This is a genomic window from Acidaminococcus sp. BV3L6, assembly GCF_000468835.1.
Taxonomy (GTDB): Bacteria; Bacillota; Negativicutes; order Acidaminococcales; family Acidaminococcaceae; genus Acidaminococcus; species Acidaminococcus intestini.
Genome location: NZ_AWUR01000023.1, coordinates 1 through 20,479, shown reverse-complemented (window position 1 = coordinate 20,479; position 20,479 = coordinate 1). Strand labels below are relative to the sequence as shown.

The window sequence follows — 20,479 nt, the reverse complement described above, 5'->3', positions numbered from 1 at the left end:
GTTTTTTTGTTGGCTGCAGCCATGGCTGCGCTGCTGTCAAGCTTTGATTTTGAGTCAGAGCAAGCATCGTGCCGCTGGAGGGCAGTGTTGTGTTGTAAAAGTAACCCCGCTAAGGAAAAAAGAACCAAACATGCGGCACCAAACCGCCCTCAGGGAGGGCACCGAATTGATTTTTTGGTCACACGGTCCTACTGCCAAATCGCTTCGCGGTGTCTTGCGATTCACGGCTTTGAACCATCGAAGAATGTGCCTTGCTCCTGCTCGTAAGGCAAAAGACCCAAAAACATAAGCCTACAAGTAAGCCCTACCCCGAACATCAGCGCAGATTCGGGGTAGGGCTCTTATATTTTACCTATTTTTTGCAAGTGGTTGATGGCAGAAAAGGCAGAAAGATAGCGATACCTTCCGGAACGACACGCCTTCGTGTTCTGCCTTAGTTACTCGGTGTGCAGCATCGATCTGCCTTTGCCAAGGCGGGAAGCGAAGGCTGCATGTTGCCATATAAAATGAGGCAAGCATGCCTTATTGGTGGTGGATGAGAAGCCGCGCCGTTTCCCTTTCATCTATTCTAAAGTTAGGGTCTCACGTTCTACTTCAAATCAGCCCGATTTTTGGACTGACCTACTATTTTACTCACAACCACATCCATCACCATGACGGCCACAATGACGGGGAAGGTTACGCCGAGCGGCGTATCGGCATTGAGAAGATAGCGATAAAGGCCAAAGCCGATGGCCCAAATCAGGAGTTTCAGGACGCTTACACGTTCTTTTTGGTGGTTTTCATGGATAAAAAAGTAATCCGCCAGCATGATGGCCGTCATAGGAGCAAAGACGGAACCGATGAAATAGAGAAAGTCTTCAAAGCGGCTGGCGTCAACGGTGATGGCAAGGAGTGTGCCAAGGGCCGTTGAGATGAGGGCCTGTCCTTTTTCCGAAAGGCATGTTGTCAGGGCCCGGCCGGATACGCCCGCTGAATAAGCGTCAAGGAAGGTTGTCGTGACCGTCGACAAGAGGATAATGACGATGGCCGATACGCCAAGGCCGGCACCGAGCATAATCTTTGCAATGTCACTTTCACCCGTAAAAAGGGCCGCGCCCATACCGATGACAAACATCCAGGAGCTGGCGGCAAAGTAGGTCAGGCAGCTGACGACGGTTGCTTTCACCGGTTTTTCCGCTTCTCGTGTATAGTCCGAAATGACCGGGAGCCAGGAAAGCGGCATGGCGACAGCTAGTTCCACGGCGCCTCCAAAGGTGATGGTGCCGCTTGGCGCCGCGGCAGTGTCAGCGCCAAAGATGGTGCCTGAAAGGACGGCAGTCAAAAGAAAGAGGGCAGTCATGACAAGGACGTTGACCCGTCCAAGGGTTGTCATTCCCATGATAATCCATAGGGCAATGAGGGCGCCAATGATGAGGTCCCAGAGCGCCATTCCCAAAGGCACAATGATTTCGGCGGCTGCTGCCGCACTGACAATCATGACAGCCGTCCAGCCGATGAGCTGAATGACGTTGATGCCGGCAAAGAACCTGGCGCCTTCCTTACCAAAGGAAAAGCTGACCGTTTCCATGGCGCTGCACCGGCTCCGGGCTCCCATGATGCCCGCTCCGAGCATGACGGCACCGCCAATGATATGGCCGATGAAGATGGCCCAGAGGCCCTTTTCCCATCCCAAAGGGGAGAGGAGCATGCCTGTAAGGATTTCCGCAATGGAAATACCGGCACCAAACCAGAGGAGTCCATTTGAAAAAACAGAAGTTTGCTGAGAATCCATGCTTGTATCACGCTGCTTTCTTCATGAAATGATTTCTTATATCTTCAGTATACTATGGGACCTTGTCCCAGACAAGAAAAAGGGCGTGCGAAGAAATCTGCATTCCTTCGCACGCCCTTTGACTTTCTTAGCGTGCTTCCTGCGTCAGTGCTCCCATGATATCGTATGTTTCATGGATATCGGAGCGGCGGACCGTTCCTTTTCCCGCAAGGATGAAGAGCGGATAGCCGGAAAGGACACTTGAAGTCCCTTGGGCATCAAATACGTGGTAGCCTTTATAGGTAAGGTCCAATTTCTCTGCCTTGTCGTAGCAGGCGCTTTGCGCAATCTCCTGGACCTTGGTTTCATAATCTTTTTCTGTCATGGTCATTACCCCCTCGCAAAATCAGCGGCAGGGGAATCACCCTGCCGCGTTTAATATTGTAGTCCTTTTCCTAAAAATTACAAGGCATTTAGCCATCGATATTCTAGATACCCCGTAAGGAGCGTCTTTCTTGCCGTAAAAAAAGACCGCCCTCACAAGAGCGGTCCCAGTTTATTTATTTGATGGTCTTCAGTTCCGTCCAATCCTTGTCATAAAGGGTAATCGCATCGCCGATATCGGTGAGCCATTCGCCCTTATCGATTTCGTCAACAGCCATCTTCAACATGGGATCGTTGATGAAGTCTTTTTTATGAAGGGAAGTGGCCTTCGTGTTCGGGTCATTGTAGCCAATGTATTCATAGTTTTTGACGCTGACTTCCGGATCGTAGAGGAAGTTGATGAAGGCTTCTGCCAGCTCTTTGTGCTTGGCGCCTTTGGGAATGGCCAGTGTATCGGCCCAAACGGTGGTTCCTTCCTTAGGAATGACAAAGCCGACATCGGGATTGTCATTATGGACAAAGTGGGCATCGCCGGACCACATCATCCCGATCCACGCTTCTTCAGCAATGAATTTCTGCTTGATGGAATCCGTATCGTAAGCAAGGACGTTCGGCGCCAGGGTCTTGAGGTCCTTGAAGGCAATGTCAATCTGGCCCGGATCCGTTGCGTTGTTGGAAAAACCATGTTTCTTGAGGGCCATGCCAATGACTTCACGGCTGTCGTTGAGGAGGATGACGCGTCCCTTGTATACAGGGTTCCACAGATCCTGCCAGCTGGTCGGAGCCGTTTTGACGTATTTCTTGTTGTAGATGATGCCTGTCATGCCCCAGGTGTAGACGACGGAATATTCACCATTGGGGTCAAAGGTATTCTTTTTGAGCTTATCCATGACGAATTCCGTATTGGGCATCTTACTCTTGTCGAGTTTTTCCAAAAGGCCCAGTTTTTTCATGGTCGTGACCATGTAGTCCGAAGGCTGGATAACATCATATTGGGCGCCGCCGGCCTGCAGTTTGGCAAGGAGTTCTTCATTATTGGCAAAGACGTCATAGTTGACCTTGCAGTCATATTTTTTCTCGAATTCCTTGATGACTTCAGGATTGAAGTTATCAGCCCAGCTAAAAATGTTGAGGACACGGCCTTCTTCTTTTTTTGTTTCCTTTCCGCCGCCGCAGCCGGCAGCAGCAAGGAGGAAAAGGGCCAAGATGAGGGTAAAAAGGGTGCGGAATTTTTTCATAGCTTACTCCTTTCGGGTATCATGGAGGCTCTTCATCTGCAAAAGCTGGCTTACGACCACAAGGGAAACCGTGACCAGCATCATACAGGTGGAAAGGGCGTTGATCTGCGGGGAAATGCCCCGTTTAACCATGGCATAGATGTAAAGGGGCAGGGTCGTCGAATCAGGGCCCGCCACAAAGAAGCTGATGACAAAGTCATCGATGGAAAGGGTAAAGGCCATGAGGGCCCCGGCGATGATGCCTGGCGCAATCATGGGAAGCGTTACATAGCGGAAGGTCTGCAGCGGCGTCGCGTAAAGGTCGCTGGCGGCCTCTTCGATATCCTGCCGGCTTCCTTCCAGACGGGCTCCGACGGTGATGATGACAAAGGACAGGCAGAACGTGATGTGCGCCACAATCAGGGTCGGTTTCCCAAGGGAAAGACCGAGCTGGGAAAAAAGGATCAAAAGCGACAGCCCCATGACAATTTCCGGGATGAGGATCGGAAGGTAGAGCAGACTGTTGAGAACGGTTTTCGAACGGTATTGGTAGCGATGGAGGGCAATGGCAGCGAAGGTTCCCATGATCGTTGTCACGACCGTTGTAATGGAAGCGATGAGCAGGGAATTGGTCAGGGCCTCGAGGACGCGGTCATTGCTGAGCAGGGACGCATACCATTTGAGCGTAAAGCCGGCCCAGACGGCATTGATGCGGGAATCGTTGAAGGAATAGAGGGTAAGGATAAATAGCGGCAGGTACAAAAAGGCCAGGATGGCCAAGGTGTAGGCCACAAGGAGCGTACTACGCCAGGTTTTTTGCATGCTGGGCGCCTCCTTTCTGGGCCTGAAGGGCCTTGTAGTACAAAAGGATCATCAACAGGGCCAAAAATGCCAGGATGATTGAAAGGGCACTGCCAAAGGGCCAATCGCGTGCAGCAAGGAACTGGTTCTGGATGATGTTGCCCATGAGCGCGCTTTTGGCGCCGCCCATGATATCCGGAACGACGAACATCCCCAACGAAGAAATGAAGACGAGGATGGAACCTGCGGCTACACCGGGCATGGTAAGGGGCAGGGTCACCTTGCGGAAGGCCACGCTGGGCGGGGCACCAAGATCGCTGGCTGCTTCCAGGAGCCTTTTATCCATCTGTTCCAGGGAAACATAGATGGGAAGCACCATAAAAGGAAGCAAGGCGTAGACCATGCCCAGAAGGACGGCTGCGTCATTATAGAGCAGGTTGAGCGGCTTTTCAATGAATCCCATGTAGAGGAGGAGCGTATTGACAAGTCCTTGGGAACGCAGGATGATGACCCACGCAAAGGAGCGGATCAGGAAGTTGATCCAAAAAGGAATCATGACGAGGATGATGCCCGCCTGCTGCCACTTTTTGGGCAGGATCATAGCAATGGTGTAGGCTACGGGGTAGCCCATGGCAAAAGTAAGGAGCGTTGTCACGAAGGCCGTGACGAGGGTCGATGCAAAAATCGTCAGGTACAGAGGCTCGAAAAAGCGAGTGTAGTTTGCGAGCGTCCAGTTAAAGACGACTTGCCCGTAGGCGGTACGGGACGCAAAGGACACGACCACGACGATAAGGAGGGGCAGGGCAAAAAAGAGGGTCAGCCATCCCATGGCCGGGACGACAAGGAGCTTTCCCCGCTTCATTTTATCACCTTCACGGCTTCTTCGGCGTTCCATCTGATGCCAACGCGGTCGTCCGCCTTCCACCGTTTCTTGTCATCATAATATTGGTAGGCTGTCACCATTTGGTTGGTGTTGTCCAGCCGGATAAAGACCTTATCAAAAGTCCCCGTAAACAGCAGTTCCACAACGGATCCATAATAGAAAGGTTCCTTGGGCGTTCCTTCAAGGTCCTCGCTTTCCTTGGAGACCTCGATGAACTGGGGCCTTACGGCAAGGACGTGGTCCTCATCGCCTTCAATGTCAAAGAAGTTGTTTTCACCAATAAAGCCTGCGGCAAACTGGCTCTTGGGATATTGGTAGATGGCCGCAGGCGGGTCGTCCTGCTCAATGCGGCCGTCCTTTACGATGATGACCCGATCACTCATGGTGAGGGCTTCTTCCTGATCGTGCGTAACATAGATGAAAGTGATGCCAAGCCCGCGCTGGAGATTCTTCAGTTCAAGCTGCATCTTTTTGCGCAGTTTATAGTCAAGGGCACCCAGCGGTTCGTCAAGAAGCAGCACCTTAGGGTTATTGACGACGGCTCTGGCAATGGCAACGCGCTGCTGCTGGCCGCCGCTCATCTGCTGCGGTTTGCGGTAGCGGAGGTTTTCCAGCTGCGTGAGGTAGAGCACTTGATCGATGCGCTTATCCTGTTCCTCCTTGGGCACCTTTTTCATCATGAGGCCAAAGCGAATATTGTCTTCAACCGTCATATGCGGGAAGAGGGCATAGTGCTGGAACACCATGTTGACATTCCTTTTATAGGGCGCAAGGGAGGTCACGTCCTCGTCATCCAAATAAATATGACCAGTCGTCGGATGCTCAAGGCCGGCAATCATGCGGAGGATGGTCGTCTTGCCGCAGCCCGAAGGGCCGAGGAGGGTGACAAATTCTCCGTCGCCAATGGTAAGGTCCAAGGTAGGGATGATGGTATTTTGTTCAAATTCCTTGGTAATGCCTACCAGTCGGATCATCTCTTTCATCTTTGTTGTGTCACAACCTTTCTCTATCAGTGGATTTTCGCAAGAAAAGCGCTGATTTGGCTAAAAATCAGCGGTCATGCAAATTTTTAAGGATGTCTTACCATTATATAGCATAGGCGGGATTTGTACAAAGATTTTTGCGGAAAAAGGCCGTGATTTTTGAAAAAGAGGGAAAAAAGCACGAATTTTTTGTGAAACAGTCGATGGAGCCCCGAAAAATGCCCCCAGAGACCATGAGAAAAGGGTATAATAAGAGCATCAAAAGAATGATTCCATAAAGAAGGGCACCTGCCGGAAAGCAGGGGAAAGGAGCTGCCATGACCGCACTTGAAACCTTGGGACTTCCCCGGGATCTTATTGAATTTATCTTTGAAGCTGCCCATATTCAGCGCTGGAACGATCATATCCGGCCCCAGGGCTTTACGGAACTGGATAAGCAGGCCCATAAAATGATGATCATGTACGTTCTTGCCCGCTGTGAAGAACAAGATCATGGAGCGCGTCTTGATTGGGAAGTCCTTGTTGAAGGCGGCATCTTTGAATTTTTGCACCGCGTCGTCCTGACGGACATCAAGCCGCCCATCTACCATGAACTCATGCGTGAAAAGGGCCCTCTTCTCAATAAGTGGGTCTACCGGGAACTGGAGCAGCGCATTCCTTCCTTAAAAGGCAGTCACTTCATGAAAAAAATGCGCCATTATTATGATGAAAAGGATCATAGCCTTGAAAAGCAGATCCTCCGCGCTGCCCACTATCTTGCCACGGAATGGGAGTTCCGCATCATCTACCATATGAATGAAGGCATCTTTGGCGTTGAAGAGATCAAAAGCACCATTCGGGATGAACTGGAAGAGCATTATAACCTTGCCGGCGTCCAGAAGATTGCCATGGAAGGAAAGACCCGCAAATTCGTCGACCTCATTGGAAAACTGCGGTTCCAAAAGCGCTGGAGCCAGTCGCCCCGCGTACCTGAGACTTCCGTCATGGGGCATGTGTTGGTGGTGGCCATCATGGGTTATTTCTGTGCCCGCAAGCTGGGGGCCTGCCGCAGCCGTGTCGTCAATGACTTTTTGGGTGGACTTTGGCATGACCTGCCCGAAGTCCTTACGCGGGATATCATTTCGCCCATCAAACGGTCCATCGAAGGCCTTGATGACCTGATCAAGGAAATCGAGAACCGGCAGATGAAGGAAATCCTCCTGCCCCTCCTGCCTGACAGCTGGCATGGCGACATCATGAACTTCACCATGCATGAATTCCAGAACCGGATCCGCAAAGAGGGGCGTGTGGTGCTCCTTACGGGGGACATTCCCGAGGCCTACAACCAAGACCGCTATGAACCCATTGACGGAGCCATGCTCAAGGGCTGCGACCACTTGGCGGCCTTTATGGAAGCGTTTTTGAGCATCCAGTGCGGCATCACCTCGAGTCATTTAGCCGGCGTCATCAAGGCCCTGCCCAAGCAATATGAGGGAAAAATTATTGCTGGCATTCCTTTTGACAAGGTCTACGAACAATTTACAAATACAATGAAAAGCTAGGCTGTGCCTAGCTTTTTCGATGTAGAAAAACAAATTGTATACAAAATACAAAAAAATACTCTGTCAACTCTGAATTGTGCTATAATGTGCTCGTAAGGGTTCATTAGATACTATTTTTTAGGAGGCGCTACAAATGAGTTTATTTGAAATGGCACAAATCCCTATGGCTGAAGCTTCCAAGCTGATCAACTTGGATCCCAACATCGAAAAGATCATCTCCAACCCGGAACGCACGGTTGAAGTCAGCATCCCTGTAAAGATGGATGATGGTCACGTTGAAGTATTCACTGGCTATCGTTCCTGCAACAGCACGGTGCTTGGCCCGGGCAAAGGCGGCGTTCGTTTCCATCAGAACGTTTCCATGGATGAAGTAAAGACGCTGGGCTTCTGGATGACCACGAAATGCGCAATTGCTGGTCTGCCTTACGGCGGCGGCAAAGGCGGCGTCATCGTTGATCCTCGCAAGCTCTCCAAAGGCGAACTCGAAAGACTGACCCGTGGCTACATCGACAAGATTGCTCCGGTTATCGGCGAAAAGATGGATATTCCTGCTCCTGACGTTAACACCAACGCTCAGATCATGGCTTGGATGACCGATGAATTCTCCATCATCAAAGGCCAGTTCGAACCGGGTGTTATCACTGGTAAAGCTGTTTGCATGGGCGGCTCCCTTGGCCGTACCTCCGCTACCGGCCGTGGCGTTATCACCGCTACGCTGGAACTGCTGAAACGCCACAACATCAAACCGGAAGATGCAACCATCGCTATCCAGGGCTTCGGCAACGTTGGTTCCTGGACTGCTAAATGCGCAGCCGATAAAGGCCTGAAGATTGTTGCCCTGTCCGATATCTCCGGCGGTATCTATGATGCCAACGGCCTGGATCCGTACAAAGTTGAAGAATATGCCAAAGCTCATGACGGCCTGATCAAAGGCTATCCTGGTGCTACCGCTATCAGCGGCGACGAAGTTCTTCTCCAGGATGTTGATGTTCTGATTCCGGCTGCTCTGGAACTCCAGATCACTGAAAAGAACGCTGACAAGATCAAAGCTAAGATGATCGTCGAAGCTGCTAACGGCCCGACCGATGATAAAGCTGATGTCATCCTCCATAAGAGAGGCATCGAAGTTGTTCCTGACGTTCTCGCTAACGGCGGCGGCGTAACTGTTTCCTACTTCGAATGGGTACAGAACCTCTACAGATACTTCTGGACCGAAGAAGAAGTTGTTGACAGACAGGAACAGATGATGGTCAAAGCTTTCGCAAACGTTTACGATGCTGCTAAGAAGTACAACACCACCATGCGTGTAGGTGCTTACATCGTAGCTATCGGCACGATTGCTGAAGCCCTCAAACTGAGAAAAGGCCTTTAATCTAAGAACCCACAACGGTTCGTGTTTGTGAAACACGATAACAAAAGAGGCGCCACTTCGGTGGCGCCTCTTTTATTTTGTGTGGCGGCAGAAGATTCCTTCCCCTTAGAGGGGAGGGGGTCACGGAAATTTCTCCCCTCATCGAGAGATGACAAAAATCCCCAGTAAGGAATGATGAGAGATTCATTACTGGGGGTTTTTTATTTTTCCTCTGAAAGCAGGGCTTGGTATTTCTTACCCCATGTTTCCATGGCTAGAATAATCGGCTCCATGGACTTCCCAATGGGACTTAGGGCATATTCTACACGGGGCGGGATCTCGGGATAGACCGTGCGGGTGATGATGCCGTCTTTTTCCAGGCTGCGGAGGGAATCGGTCAAGACTTTCTGGCTGATTCCGTCAAGGTCTTGTTTGAGCTCGTTGAATCGCCAGGAACGGATTCGTAGGTTGCGGAGGATGAGCAGTTTCCATTTACTGCCAATGAGGGATACGGTCGTTGCAACGGGGCAGGCTGGCAATTCTTCTTTGGTCCGCATGGCAAGGGCTCCTTCCTTATGCTTTATTGATGCTTACTTTTTCATTACAAGCGGAGACGCAAGAGAGTACAAGACAGTCACCAAAAGGTGACCTAGGTTATAAAAAGGTGCGTACTTGTTGGAAAAAAGCCCTCTTTATTATGCAGAACGGCATTCGTCGTCTCTAAGGCGAAACACGAAGGCAAAAGACTGTACACTAAAAGTACAAAATCCTTGGCAGCAAAAAATAGTTTTGTCCTTAAAAGCCGAAACGAGCAATCTGCGAGGAGAGGCACCCTGTCGGGTCTTTCGCCTCTGAGCTCGATTTCTCCGAAATCGATCCGCCCCGCCTTGGCAAGGCGGAACGGCATTCGCCGTCTCTAAGGCAAAACACGAAGGCAAAAGGCTGTACACCAAAAGTACAAAATCCTTGGCAACAAAAAATAGTTTTGTCCTTAAAAGCCGAAACGGGCAATCTGCGAGGAGAGGCGACGCGTCCGGTCTTTTACCTTAGAGATCGATTTCTCCGAAATCGATCCGCCCCACCAGGGCGGGGGACCGAAAGCCGCATGTTGCCTCATTCCAATGAGGCAAGCGTGCCCTTTCGGTGGTGGATGAGGACGCGAAGCAGACGTTTCCTTGCGAGCGGCTAGCGAGGCATATCCGCCCGGAGTTTCGAAGGACGCTTTTTGGAGCGAAGCGGAAGTCCGAGAAACATGTTTGAGGGCGGATTAAGTTCGGACCCGTTTCCCCGCAGGGGGCGGTTGGGGTCCGGCGTTACAGGTACCTATGTAGGCCTAAAAGGCCCGAGGGAACCCCCCTTAACGCGCGGCGCCAAACCGCCCTTTGGGAGGGCGCCGAATTGATTTTTCGATAACACGGTTCTGCGGTCTGCCTAGCGCAGAAAACTGCGCTTACGGACAGCCTTGAACCATCGAAAAATGTTCCTCGCTACCGCTCGTAGGGAGACGTCGGGCACAAACCGCCCTCCTCATCCACCACCCACCAAGCCTGCTTGGTGGATACCCCCGCCCTGGTGGGGCGGAACGGCTTTCGCCGTCTCTAAGGCGAAACACGAAGGCAAAAGACTGTACACCAAAAGTACAAAATCCTTGGCAGCAGAAAATAGTTTTGTCCTTAAAAGTCGAAACGAGCAATCTGCGAGGAGAGGCACCCTGTCGGGTCTTTTGCCTCTGAGCTCGATTTCTCCGAAATCGATCCGCCCCGCCTTGGTAAGGCGGAACGACATTCGCCGTCTCTAAGGCAAAAGATAAAACCAGATAGTGCTAACAAGAAGAAACCGTTTCCTGCTTTCGTGCTGCGAAAAATCGTTAGGATAAATCAAATCAAAAATATTGCCATCCCCAAAAAAAGCCGTAAACCGAATTCGTGTCTTGATTCGGTTTGCGGTTCTCTTTTTATGTTGAGTCTTTTGCCTTAGTACTCGATGCGAAGCATCATTCCTAAAGAAACAGCGCCAAACCGAACCTTTGATACGCGTTCGGTTTGGCGCTGTTTGGTTTATTCTTTATAGCCTGATAGCCAGAGCCGAAGGCTCGAGACAGCATTCGTCCGTGAGGACGAATAGACAGCTTGACAGCCTTCATAGCATCACAGCTTCACAGCTCCCTTACGTCAGCTGTTTACTCAATCACCTTTCTCACAATCTCCTTAATAAACTCAAACATGCGCATAGTGGAGGGAATGCTGAGCCACTCTTCCGGCGAATGGAGGTTGCCGGCGTCAGGACCGATGGAGATGCAGTCAAGATCCGGGCGCTTTTGAAGGAAGAAGCCGCATTCAAGACCGACATGGACAGGCGTTGCGGCAAGTTCCCTATGAAAGACTTCTGCGTACGTCTTTGTTACAAGGTCCTTGATCTTGGAATCCGGGTGATTGGGCCAGCCGGGATAGACGGCGTAGACGGCAAGTTTACCGCCAAGAAGTTCAATCAAGGTATCGAACCGGTATTTGACAACGTCGCGCTGGGAATCAAAGGAGGAGCGGACTTCCGATTCTGTTGTAAAAAGACCTTTCTTGAGGTCCAGATCTGCTTTCCCCGTATTGATGGAGGTCTGTACGACACCAGGAACCTCCCCGTTCATTTCCATGACCCCTTGGGGCATGAGAATCAGGAACTGGATGAGGGCCTTGGTCTCCTTGACGGAAAGGACCGCTTCGATTTCATCCGCAGCGACTGGGGTCTTGGTGAAAAAGAGCCGAGGATTGGCGCCCTTATATTCTGCCGTAAGGGCCTTTTCCATGGTTTCCATAAGGGCCAGGAACCCATCCGTAACATGGGCCGGAACCCCGATGACGGCACTTGCTTCGCGGGCAATGGCCAGACGGAAGACCCCGCCAGTCAAGCCTGCAAGCTGGATAGGAATGGCTCGGCGGGCTGCAAAAAGCATCCGGGAAAGGAGGCGAATAGCGCTTCCCCGTCCGCGGTGGATATCTTCCCCAGAGTGGCCGCCCATCATGCCGCCAACTCCAATCTTGAAATAGGTCAGGTTCTTACCAGGTTTTTCCGGTATGACGGGCCTTTCGTAGTGGATCCCGTAGCCGCCGGCGCTTCCCGTAGTGGCATGGTTTTCCCGGGCATTATCGATATTGATGAGTTGGTGGGCATGGAACCAATCAATATCTGCTGCCGCGGCCCCGCTGAAATCCTCTTCTTCTGCTGTCGTGAAAAGAACTTCGATTTCCGGATGGGCCTGGGTTTCATCGTCTAGGAGAGCCATGGCAAGGGCCACGCCAATGCCGTCATCAGCACCCAAGGTCGTCCGGCCGCCCGTTGTGAGGCGGTCCCCCTCAAGGGCAAGGGTGAGCGGATCTTTATCGAAGTTATGGATAACGCCCGGTGCGGCCACGCAGACCATGTCCAGATGGGCTTGAAAGAGCAGGGCCGGTTTTGCTTCATAGCCCGGTGTGGCTGGTTTCCGAATATATAGATTATGATGGGTATCCTGCCAGCTCATCCATTTCTCGTGTCGTTTGGCCCACGTGTAGATTGCGTTGCTCAGGGCTTTTTCCTTAAAGGTAGCATGGGGAATTTCACAAAGCCAAAGAAAATAGGAAAAAACAGGATGCTGGTTCAATTCTTCAAGTGTTCTTGGTACTGCCATGGCAAAGACCCTCCTCTTTGGTATCATTGTTCTCATTGTAGCATATCCCTTTGAGGTTGTCACAAGGACTTCTCCATAATCGTGATTTGTAAAGAGCTGACCTTATTTTTTGCGAATCATTAGACAGTTTTGCTCCGGTAGTGTCCACTGGGTAACAACCATTATTCAAGCAATGATAAACATGATTAGATTTCTCCAATTTGGCTTAACACATACATGATTTGTAGTATAATAGCAACATGCATTGAAATACATCTGCTTCAGGTCGTATTGGGAGTTATGGTGGGGAGGCCTAGCGGATGATAGGGAATCTTAAGTTAAGGAGTTGCATGATTAATATGGATACTGAAAAAGATTATGGGGAGGCTCATCTGAACCCCTTGCAGCGCCAGAACATGAGAATCTTTATCGAAGCTACGAAAAGTCTCATGGATTCGGTCGGAGAAGAAGGGCTTTCCATCCGTTAGATTGCCGCAAAGGCTGGTTACAACAGTGCGACAATCTACAACTACTTCCAAGACTTGGATGAGCTGATGCTCTTTGGTTCCGTGAGCTTTTTTCGCGATGTTTTCCAAAAGGTCCTGGAAGGACGTACGGACGACATGACGTGGAAGGACCGCTATATTTATTTTTTCCGTAGCCTTGCCAGTGTGAGCTTTAGAAAGCCAAAGGCCTTCTATAATATGTTCTATGGTCCCCACAGTGAAGAGCTGGGACGTATTATGCGGGTCTATTTTAACCAGCTCTATCCCGAAGAGCTCAATGGCATTGATGCCGGTTTTGCCCAGGTGATGCGCGAGGGAATCCTCGTGAATAAGTACCGTCTGCTTTTTACCAATCTGCTGCGGGAAGAAAACTATACGGAAGAAGTTGAAGAAATTACACCCGTGCTCTTAAATTCTCTCTATCATACATTCCTTCACGAAGCCATCAAGCGGGGGAAGGATTTTGATGTGGAACAAAAGGCCGCGTATTTCGTGAACCTGGTAAAGACTATCCTTGATGGGTCCGTTATTATTTCCAATTATCAAAAGGAGCATGACTGACCTGGCTGTACTGCAAGATGGTTCTTGCAGTACTTTTTTGATGGACAAAATCAATCTGAAATACAGTGGATGATGAGCCTTTCAGTGCACGGCCGATGAAGGCAAGGCTGCCTCCAGTCAATCAATCAGCGTAAATAGGCCCATCCGGTTCAAGAAAACCGGATGGGCCTATTTGTTTGAATCGATGATTTCACGGCGCCCTTTATCAGATGAGTGCCCGGCGCCACGTACCCTGATGCCAGCGCCCGAAGAAAACGAGACCGTGGCTGCATTCATCAAGGGCCATGGCGACCCAGATGCCGACAAGTCCCCGGAGAAGATGGACACCGAAGGACCAGCCGCCCAAAACGGATACGGATCAGATAGAAAGGATGTTCGTATCCTATCGCGATAGAAGGCAGGATTCAAGGGATGAAGGAAGGATGCGAATACGGAAAATATTCGGATGGTTTTTACAGGCAATCGCGACCTTGGGTTAAAATGCCTTTCGTGGGATTATTCCTTGATTTTAGCATGCTGACCTTTGCCCAAGGTTTCTAAAAGAAGGCTTAACTTTCTTCATCCTATAGGCGCATACAAAGTCTCCCTCCTCGTTTCTTACCCCAATCGGGCCAAAGAGTTTATTTGGAGCCTGCAGAAACTGATTTTTTATATAGATATTACGACACCATCTGGAGCACCACGCCTTCGTATTTTCCAATGCATCGATTCGCATGTATAAGGGTGAATGAAGTTCAACGCCAAGTACCGTAGGGACATGGTTGGTGTTGACCCTTTGGCTTTTTTTATTTCCATTTGCTTTTTGCGAATTTTGGTCAGATGGGTCCAATTGTGAGGAGACTCTGCTTCCACTGACAAAATCCCACAGTCACAGTTTTCTGCGCGTCCATGATTCCACTAATAAAACGATAAAATCCTAGGAGAGACGTATGTCGGCATTCTTTTGGCATCTTAAAAATGAGATTGTGATACGTACTATTTTATGATGCACCATGCCTTCATTGCCACCTCATGAATCGTAAAAAGGCAATGCAGGCAACTCATGATGATAATCGGCACGATTTTTGCGCCGGGTAATAAGAAACCTATCGCACGGTCCCACGCACCGCCCTAAGCCCCTGCATAACATATCGTAACAGGGCACTGGGCCATCAACTTGGCAAAATTTGCGCGCCAAGTAACCGGTTTCTGATCTCCTTCGCCAGGGCCTGCATCTTCTTTTCCTTGAATCTTGTCCCGAGGTAGGCAATGCCGATGCGGCGCTGGGCGTTTTTTGAGGCGAGGGGGTAGAAGCGGACGTTGCTGTCTTTTTTTGTCAGTACAGGCAGCAGGGTAGAGGGCAGGAAGGCGACGCCGTAGTTATGGCTTACGAGGGAGTAGACAGTATCAAGGTTGTCCGATTCATAGATGGCTTTGGGGAAAAAGTCATATTCTCGGCAGAGGCACTGCGTCAGGTCGTGGAACTTGAGGCCTTTGCGGAGCATGATAAAGGGAAGGTCCCGAAAGGGGGCAAGGTTGAGGCTCTTCCCGTCCCATGCGTGCTTGATGAGGGCAGCCGCGTCCTTATTTTCCGCTGCATGGGCAAAATAGACTTCTTCCTCATAGATTGGAACGAAGTTGATGTCCTCATGATGAATGGGTTCTGGGAAAAAGCCCATGTCAAGGTGCCCTTTGAGGATCTCTTCTTCAAGATGGTCACTGGACCCTTCGATGATTTCCACATGGTGGTCCGAGGCCGTACTGCGCAGGACGTCGAGCATGGGCACAAGGAGGTATTTACCATAAAACTGGGAGGCTCCGACGGTGATGCCTTCTTTTTTACCCCAGCGGTAAGCTACCATCTCCTTTTCAAGGTCGCTGATGGCAGAAAGGACGGCACGGCCTTTTGTTACGAAGGTAACGCCAGCTGGCGTGAGTTTCAGGCCCTGCGAGCCGCGCAGAAAAAGGGCGCAGCCCAAGCGGTCCTCGACGCGCCGTACGTACTGGCTAAGGGCAGGCTGGCTGACGGAAAGGTATTTGGCTGCTTCGGAAAAGCTGCCCTTTTCACTGATGACAATGACATACTGCAGTTCCCGGCTGTCCATGAAGTCACCTCTTCTATAATATCATATTATAGATATATCATAAGCAAATATTATACGAAAGGCAAGCACTATGATAGGATATTTTCAGAATCCTTTGATATTGATTGCTTAAGAAAGGGGAGCTTCATGATGAAAGAAAATGTAGCGCGTAAATTGATCCGCCGCCATTTGGCTGCACCCAGTGACATGATCCCAGGCAGTGAAATCAGCCTGATCGTTGACCATACCCTCACCCATGACATCAATGCCGTCATGGCTTATCTGGCCTTTGAGGCCCTTGATGTGCCCCGCGTCAAGACGAAACTATCCGTAAGCTACATTGACCATAACCTGCTGCAGATCGATAACAAGACGCCGGACGACCATATTTATCTCCAGACCCTTGCTAAAAAATACGGCCTTGTCCTTTCCAAAGCGGGCAATGGCATCTGCCACACCCTGCACTGCAGCCGTTTTGCCAAACCGGGCCTGCTTCTTTTGGGCGGCGACAGCCATACGCCAAGCTGCGGTGCCGTGGGCATGCTTTCCATCGGTGTAGGTGGGATGGATATTGCCACCGCTCTTGCCGGCTTTCCTTATGTCCTGAAGATGCCTCAAATTGTCAAGGTGAACCTGACGGGCCATCTGCGTGCCGGAGTAGCGGCAAAGGATATCGTCCTTGAAATGCTGCGCCGCGTTTCCGTCAAGGGCGGCACGGGAAAGCTCTTCGAATATGTAGGTGACGGGGCAAAAACCCTTTCCGTACCGGAACGCATGACCATCACCAATATGGGCGCTGAAATGAATGCCACGACGTCCCTTTTCCCAGCTGATGACGTGGTCCGTGACTATCTGAGGGCCCAAGGAAGGGAAGGGGACTTTGAAGAAATCCTGCCTGATGAAGGCTGCTCGTATGATGAGGAAATCGATATTGACCTGTCGGCCTTGGAGCCGCTCATTGCCCTGCCGCATCTGCCCGATCACGTCGTACCCGTTAAAGAGGCACCGAAAGTGCCCGTCAACCAGGTCTTTATTGGCAGCTGCACCAATGGTTCTTACAGCGACTTCAAAAAAGCCGCGGCTGTTCTTAAGGGACACCAGGTGGCAGAAAGCGTGAGCCTTGTCTGCGGCATCAGCTCCCGCCAGATTTACCTCAAACTCATGGAAGACGGCGTGATCGGAGACCTCCTGAATGCCGGCGCCCGTGTCTTGGAGCTTGCCTGCGGTCCCTGCTGCGGCATTGGCTGCGCCCCCAATTCCAAGGGGGTTTCTGTTCGTACGTCCAACCGCAACTTCAAAGGCCGCAGTTCCACACCTGACGCATCCCTTTATCTTGTAAGCCCTGAAACGGCGGCTGCGACGGCCATCAAAGGGGTCTTTGCGACAGCTGACGAAGTCATGGACGATGTGTCCGTTCTTGCTTCCATCAAGGAGCCTGATGCGTATCCTGTAAACGACAGCCTGTTCCTCCAGCCGGCGCCGGAAGGAAATGACGTGACAATCGTCCGTGGCCCCAACATCAAGCCGCTTCCCGTGGCCGATCCCCCGGAAGATACGCTCACGGCCCGCGTCAGTCTGAAAGCCCGCGACAACGTATCGACCGACGATATTACGCCGGCAAGTGCCGAGTTTTCCTCCATGCGCTCCAACATGCCCGCCATGGCCCAGTACGCCTACTGCCGGTATGATCCGGACTTTGCCAAACGGGCCCAGACCATGAAAAAGAGCTTCATCATTGGCGGCAGCAACTATGGACAGGGCTCGAGCCGCGAACACGCGGCCATTACGCCCATGTACCTTGGCGTCAAGATGATCATTACGAAGGGCTTTGCCCGCATCCATAAGAACAACCTCATCAATCATGGTGTCATTCCTGCTGTCTTTGCCGATCCGTCCGACTATGACAAGATTGACCAGGAAGACGAACTTTCCATAGAAAACCTGCGGGAATCCTTGAAAAACCGTGAATTTATCGTGACGGACGAAACGAAGGGCTTTACCTTCAAGGCAAGACTCGAAGTGAGCGACCTTGAAGCTGATATCCTTCTTGCCGGCGGGAAACTGCGCTATACGAAAAAACGATTGGCTGAAGCGTAGGAAAGGGGGACACACCATGTTTGCTTATGTAGGTTGCAGAACGACGAAAAAACGCAATGCCCGGGGAAAAGGCATTTCCTGCTACGAGATCAATGATAAGGGCGATTGGACGCTCAAAAGCATTACGAAGATCCTGGAAAATCCGTCCTTTCTCGCTTTTGACCGGACAACATCCTTTCTCTATACGGTGCATGGCGATGATAACGATGTGAGTGCTTTCAAGGTTGAAAATGACGGCAGCCTGACCTTCCTCAATACGGTCCGCGCCGAAGGCCGGAACCCTGTCTATATTACGCCAAGCCTCAACAACAAGTTCCTTTTTGTGGCGACCCTCCAAGGCGGAGCCGTGGCAAGCCTGCCCATCCTGCCTGATGGGAAACTGGGCGCTGCCGTTTATGTAGAGCATCTTGAAGGCCTTGACGAAAACGGCGTGTCCCATGCCCATGAATGCCTCCTTGACCATACGGGGAAGTTCCTCCTTGTTCCTACGCAGGGACGCAAGATTGGCTATGAACGGGTATGGGTCCTGCGCGTCAACGACGAAACGGGCAAGCTGACCCGCGTTCATATCGAAGATGCCCGCACCTATGACGAGCCGCGCCACATTGACCTGACGCCGGACAATAAACGGGCCTATTTGGTGAACGAAAAAGGCAACAGCATGCGCTACTTTACCTTTGACGATACAACGGGCGTCCTTACGCCCCATCAGGTGACGCCGACCCTGCCCGAAGACTATGTGGGCCAGGGCCAGGCAAGCGCCAGTCTCGTTCACCCAAGTGGCCGCTTTGTCTACGCTTCTAACCGGATCCATGAGAGCATCGCTGTCTATGGCATCGAAGAACCGAGCGGCTTTTTGCGCAGCCGCCAGTTCATTTCCTGCGAAGGCAAGACGCCGCGCTTTATGACCTTCAGTCCTGACGCGACAGAACTTGTTGTGGCAAACGAAGACAGCGACACGCTGAAGTTCTTTGCCATCGATCCCGTAACGGGCCGTCTCACCTATACTGGCAAAACGGTTCATACGGAAAGCCCGACGAGCATCGTCTTTAAGTGAGGTGAAGGCATATGGATCTAGGTGTCATTTCCCTTGTACTGCTTCTTTTGGCGATCATCCTCGGTTTTTTCCGCAAGACCAATGTCGGTCTCGTATCCCTCCTTTTTGCCCTCATCCTGGGGCGCCTTGCGGGCATGAACGATGCGTCCATCCTGAAAGGCTTCAATCCGAACCTTTTCATCAAGCTCATGGGCGTCACCTTTCTTTTCAGCGTTCTTACTGTGAACGGGACGATTACCCTGCTTGCAAAGAAAATCGTCTCCCTGGCAGGAAGAAACAATTTCCTTATTCCCATCCTGATCTACCTCATGGGGGCGGGGCTTACCATGTGCGGCCCTGGATCCATCCCGGTCCTTGCCATCATGCCGGCTTTTGCCATTCCCATTGCGAAAGCCCATGGCTATAGCCCCCTTATGCTTTCCATCATCGGCTGCTGCGGCTGCTTTTCAGGCCGCATGACCACCCTTACGCCTGAAGGGATCCTCACCTATGAGCTCCTTACAAAAGCGGGCGTCGACGTGGCCCAAGCTGTCCGTCCCGTTTTTGTGAACCAGGTGATTTCGGGCCTTCTTCTTGCGGTGATCTGCTTTGTATACTATAAAGGCTGGCGCGTCACGGTGCCGGAGGAATCAGAAGATGGGGAGCAGGAATCCTTTAGCAAAAAGCAGCTCCTGTCCCTTTCGGGCCTTGTCGTCATGAGCATCCTGGTTGTCCTTTTTAAGTTCAATATCGGTCTGGTCTCCTTTGCCGTGGCGGCGGTCCTTCTTATGTTTCATTGCGCTAGCGAAAGTAAGAGCTTTAAAGGCGTGCCCTGGGGCGTTCTTATCATGGTTTCCGGCGTCAGTACCCTTATGAGCATCGTCATCAAGACCGGCGGAATCAAACTGCTGACCCTTGCCCTGTCGTCTCTCATGACGCCCTTTACAGGAAGCGCCATCATGGGAGCTACGGCTGGTATTATGAGCCTCTTTTCGTCCGGCCTCGGCGTTGTCTTCCCGACCCTGCTTCCCACCGTCTCGAGCGTGGCGGAAACCGTGGGCGGCCTGAACCCGATTGAACTGGGATCCCTTGTTGTCATTGGCGGCACCATTACAGGCCTTTCTCCGGTCTCTACAACAGGGGGCATGATCATGGCCCTGCTCATGGCTGACGAACAGGACAATCAGGAAAAGGAACAAAAAATCTTCCTTTCCCTCGTCTTCTGGGGCCTTGCGGCGTTGGTGCTGGTTTTTGTGTTGGCCCTTGTTGGTGTGTATCGGGTGGCGTTGTAGTTTTGGTCGGAGCAAGGATCGCTCCGACTTGATGTAGGTACGTGTCATCATTGGCTTTTAAAAGATTGCTCTGATGCCAATGATGGCATGCCCTGCCGCAAGAAGATACGCACCACAATTGCATCGTTAAGACGCCCGAAATATGCCTTCGTTCCTTTTGGGCTGAGTAAAAAATAAATAAAAGAGCCATAGTTTTACTCTATATCATGTTCATAATTATCTATTATACAAAATGCCTGCCCTGTGGTAGAATTTGAAACGTAGCGATCCTCAATCACAGGAAACCAAAGGGTTTGCAGATTGAAATCCTAATAACAACCTCTAACACCCATACAATAAGAAGCCTGGAAACTGACAGGGACAGTTTCCAG

At 51.1% G+C, this 20,479-nt stretch carries 17 protein-coding genes; 7 read left to right on the top strand and 10 right to left on the bottom strand.

The features are described from left to right. Positions 1–589: 589 nt before the first annotated feature. The 6 genes from cytX to HMPREF1246_RS04880 form a co-directional block, all read right to left on the bottom strand. A complete protein-coding gene (gene cytX / locus HMPREF1246_RS04905) occupies positions 590–1,774 on the bottom strand; it encodes a putative hydroxymethylpyrimidine transporter CytX (protein ID WP_021736879.1) in 1,185 nt (394 codons plus the stop codon). A 127-nt stretch (positions 1,775–1,901) separates the two neighbouring features. After that, complete coding sequence (locus tag HMPREF1246_RS04900) at positions 1,902–2,138, bottom strand: hypothetical protein (protein WP_231368236.1); 237 nt, start codon at positions 2,136–2,138, stop codon at positions 1,902–1,904. A 175-nt stretch (positions 2,139–2,313) separates the two neighbouring features. Further along, entirely contained in the window at positions 2,314–3,375 is a 1,062-nt protein-coding gene (locus HMPREF1246_RS04895) for a spermidine/putrescine ABC transporter substrate-binding protein (protein WP_009016248.1), read from the bottom strand. 3 nt (positions 3,376–3,378) lie between these two features. Further along, entirely contained in the window at positions 3,379–4,176 is a 798-nt protein-coding gene (locus HMPREF1246_RS04890) for an ABC transporter permease (RefSeq protein ID WP_014128219.1), read from the bottom strand. Then, positions 4,157–5,017, bottom strand: a complete 861-nt coding sequence (locus HMPREF1246_RS04885; protein WP_021736875.1) for an ABC transporter permease — start codon at positions 5,015–5,017, stop codon at positions 4,157–4,159. The genes HMPREF1246_RS04890 and HMPREF1246_RS04885 overlap by 20 nt, the downstream gene beginning before the upstream one ends. Continuing rightward, complete coding sequence (locus tag HMPREF1246_RS04880; protein ID WP_014128220.1) at positions 5,014–6,021, bottom strand: ABC transporter ATP-binding protein; 1,008 nt, start codon at positions 6,019–6,021, stop codon at positions 5,014–5,016. The genes HMPREF1246_RS04885 and HMPREF1246_RS04880 overlap by 4 nt, the downstream gene beginning before the upstream one ends. A 317-nt stretch (positions 6,022–6,338) precedes the next feature. Between HMPREF1246_RS04880 and HMPREF1246_RS04870 the strand changes: the two genes are divergently transcribed. Beyond that, positions 6,339–7,562, top strand: coding sequence for an HD domain-containing protein (locus tag HMPREF1246_RS04870; protein ID WP_016459695.1), 1,224 nt, complete (start codon positions 6,339–6,341; stop codon positions 7,560–7,562). A 133-nt stretch (positions 7,563–7,695) separates the two neighbouring features. After that, positions 7,696–8,934 (top strand): Glu/Leu/Phe/Val dehydrogenase, encoded by a 1,239-nt coding sequence (locus HMPREF1246_RS04865; RefSeq protein WP_009016244.1) that lies wholly within the window; start codon positions 7,696–7,698, stop codon positions 8,932–8,934. A gap of 200 nt (positions 8,935–9,134) precedes the next feature. Here the strand turns inward: HMPREF1246_RS04865 and HMPREF1246_RS04860 are convergent, their stop codons facing one another. Together HMPREF1246_RS04860 and pepD are read right to left on the bottom strand one after the other, a co-directional pair. Further along, entirely contained in the window at positions 9,135–9,470 is a 336-nt protein-coding gene (locus tag HMPREF1246_RS04860) for a helix-turn-helix domain-containing protein (RefSeq protein ID WP_009016243.1), read from the bottom strand. Between the two features lie 1,622 nt (positions 9,471–11,092). Beyond that, entirely contained in the window at positions 11,093–12,574 is a 1,482-nt protein-coding gene (gene pepD, locus HMPREF1246_RS04845) for a beta-Ala-His dipeptidase (RefSeq protein ID WP_021736874.1), read from the bottom strand. 338 nt (positions 12,575–12,912) lie between these two features. Between pepD and HMPREF1246_RS10985 the strand changes: the two genes are divergently transcribed. Both HMPREF1246_RS10985 and HMPREF1246_RS04840 read left to right on the top strand, forming a co-directional pair. Beyond that, complete coding sequence (locus tag HMPREF1246_RS10985; RefSeq protein WP_255345423.1) at positions 12,913–13,041, top strand: hypothetical protein; 129 nt, start codon at positions 12,913–12,915, stop codon at positions 13,039–13,041. A 66-nt stretch (positions 13,042–13,107) separates the two neighbouring features. After that, complete coding sequence (locus tag HMPREF1246_RS04840; RefSeq protein ID WP_021736873.1) at positions 13,108–13,620, top strand: hypothetical protein; 513 nt, start codon at positions 13,108–13,110, stop codon at positions 13,618–13,620. A 205-nt stretch (positions 13,621–13,825) separates the two neighbouring features. Here HMPREF1246_RS04840 and HMPREF1246_RS10490 read toward each other — a convergent pair whose 3' ends face one another. After that, entirely contained in the window at positions 13,826–13,966 is a 141-nt protein-coding gene (locus HMPREF1246_RS10490; RefSeq protein WP_021736870.1) for a hypothetical protein, read from the bottom strand. Between the two features lie 805 nt (positions 13,967–14,771). Beyond that, positions 14,772–15,704 carry a LysR family transcriptional regulator gene (locus HMPREF1246_RS04835; protein ID WP_021736869.1) on the bottom strand — a complete coding sequence of 311 codons (933 nt, stop codon included), beginning with the start codon at positions 15,702–15,704 and terminating at the stop codon, positions 14,772–14,774. Positions 15,705–15,833: 129 nt separating this feature from the next. On the opposite strand from HMPREF1246_RS04835, the gene HMPREF1246_RS04830 reads away from it, so the two are divergent. The 3 genes from HMPREF1246_RS04830 to HMPREF1246_RS04820 are packed head-to-tail and all read left to right on the top strand — an operon-like array spanning position 15,834 to position 20,108. Beyond that, positions 15,834–17,780 carry an aconitate hydratase gene (locus HMPREF1246_RS04830; protein WP_009016434.1) on the top strand — a complete coding sequence of 649 codons (1,947 nt, stop codon included), beginning with the start codon at positions 15,834–15,836 and terminating at the stop codon, positions 17,778–17,780. A gap of 16 nt (positions 17,781–17,796) precedes the next feature. After that, positions 17,797–18,837, top strand: coding sequence for a lactonase family protein (locus HMPREF1246_RS04825; protein WP_014128228.1), 1,041 nt, complete (start codon positions 17,797–17,799; stop codon positions 18,835–18,837). An 11-nt stretch (positions 18,838–18,848) separates the two neighbouring features. After that, entirely contained in the window at positions 18,849–20,108 is a 1,260-nt protein-coding gene (locus HMPREF1246_RS04820) for an SLC13 family permease (protein ID WP_021736872.1), read from the top strand. The last annotated feature ends 371 nt before the right edge of the window (positions 20,109–20,479 follow it).

Excerpts from the sequence above, each read along its gene's own strand:
- cytX (WP_021736879.1), bottom strand. The coding sequence starts at position 1,774 with ATGGATTCTCAGCAAACTTCTGTTTTTTCAAATGGACTCCTCTGGTTT.
- HMPREF1246_RS04900 (WP_231368236.1), bottom strand. The coding sequence starts at position 2,138 with ATGACAGAAAAAGATTATGAAACCAAGGTCCAGGAGATTGCGCAAAGC.
- HMPREF1246_RS04895 (WP_009016248.1), bottom strand. The coding sequence starts at position 3,375 with ATGAAAAAATTCCGCACCCTTTTTACCCTCATCTTGGCCCTTTTCCTC.
- HMPREF1246_RS04890 (WP_014128219.1), bottom strand. The coding sequence starts at position 4,176 with ATGCAAAAAACCTGGCGTAGTACGCTCCTTGTGGCCTACACCTTGGCC.
- HMPREF1246_RS04885 (WP_021736875.1), bottom strand. The coding sequence starts at position 5,017 with ATGAAGCGGGGAAAGCTCCTTGTCGTCCCGGCCATGGGATGGCTGACC.
- HMPREF1246_RS04880 (WP_014128220.1), bottom strand. The coding sequence starts at position 6,021 with ATGAAAGAGATGATCCGACTGGTAGGCATTACCAAGGAATTTGAACAA.
- HMPREF1246_RS04870 (WP_016459695.1), top strand. The coding sequence starts at position 6,339 with ATGACCGCACTTGAAACCTTGGGACTTCCCCGGGATCTTATTGAATTT.
- HMPREF1246_RS04865 (WP_009016244.1), top strand. The coding sequence starts at position 7,696 with ATGAGTTTATTTGAAATGGCACAAATCCCTATGGCTGAAGCTTCCAAG.
- HMPREF1246_RS04860 (WP_009016243.1), bottom strand. The coding sequence starts at position 9,470 with ATGCGGACCAAAGAAGAATTGCCAGCCTGCCCCGTTGCAACGACCGTA.
- pepD (WP_021736874.1), bottom strand. The coding sequence starts at position 12,574 with ATGGCAGTACCAAGAACACTTGAAGAATTGAACCAGCATCCTGTTTTT.
- HMPREF1246_RS10985 (WP_255345423.1), top strand. The coding sequence starts at position 12,913 with ATGGATACTGAAAAAGATTATGGGGAGGCTCATCTGAACCCCTTGCAG.
- HMPREF1246_RS04840 (WP_021736873.1), top strand. The coding sequence starts at position 13,108 with ATGCTCTTTGGTTCCGTGAGCTTTTTTCGCGATGTTTTCCAAAAGGTC.
- HMPREF1246_RS04835 (WP_021736869.1), bottom strand. The coding sequence starts at position 15,704 with ATGGACAGCCGGGAACTGCAGTATGTCATTGTCATCAGTGAAAAGGGC.
- HMPREF1246_RS04830 (WP_009016434.1), top strand. The coding sequence starts at position 15,834 with ATGAAAGAAAATGTAGCGCGTAAATTGATCCGCCGCCATTTGGCTGCA.
- HMPREF1246_RS04825 (WP_014128228.1), top strand. The coding sequence starts at position 17,797 with ATGTTTGCTTATGTAGGTTGCAGAACGACGAAAAAACGCAATGCCCGG.
- HMPREF1246_RS04820 (WP_021736872.1), top strand. The coding sequence starts at position 18,849 with ATGGATCTAGGTGTCATTTCCCTTGTACTGCTTCTTTTGGCGATCATC.